Source organism: Vibrio sp. T9 (assembly GCF_003123985.1).
Lineage (GTDB): Bacteria > Pseudomonadota > Gammaproteobacteria > Enterobacterales > Vibrionaceae > Vibrio > Vibrio diabolicus.
This window is the reverse complement of record NZ_NIGY01000052.1, coordinates 1-503: the sequence shown is the minus strand read 5'-3', so window position 1 is coordinate 503 and position 503 is coordinate 1. Positions and strand designations below refer to the sequence as shown.

The window sequence follows — 503 nt, the reverse complement described above, 5'->3', positions numbered from 1 at the left end:
TGCCTTCGCGCGGATCGGACACGCGCCAGTAGGTCGAATACACCGTGGTCTCGGTCGGGCCGTAGCCGTTCCACACTTCGCCACAGCGATCGAGCAGGGCTTCGGCCAGATCGACCGGCAGCGGCTCGCCGCCGGAGACGGCGCGAAACGCCGGGCGCCCATTCCATCCCGCGTCGACCAGCAGGCGCCAACCGGCAGGCGTGGCCTGCATCATCGTGGCATCCACTTCTTCGATCAGGCGACGGAGCTGGCCGCCATCGCGTACGTCGTCACGGCCGGCAACGACGATCTCGGCACCGCTCGTCAGCGGGAGCATCAGCTCCATGAAAGCGATATCGAACGACAACGTGGTGACCGCGACCAGACGGTCGTCCGGTGCGATACCCGGCACGCGCTGCATGCTGGTCAGGAAATTGGACGCCGCGCGATGAGGCACGCGTACACCCTTGGGACGCCCCGTGGAGCCGGAGGTGAAGATGACATAGGCGACCGAGTCGGGCGTG

1 protein-coding gene is annotated in these 503 nt (G+C 67.0%); it reads right to left on the bottom strand.

What is annotated here, in order from left to right:
* The coding region (locus tag CBX98_RS25365; RefSeq protein WP_146192914.1) for an AMP-binding protein at window positions 1-503 on the bottom strand (503 nt) is incomplete at both ends.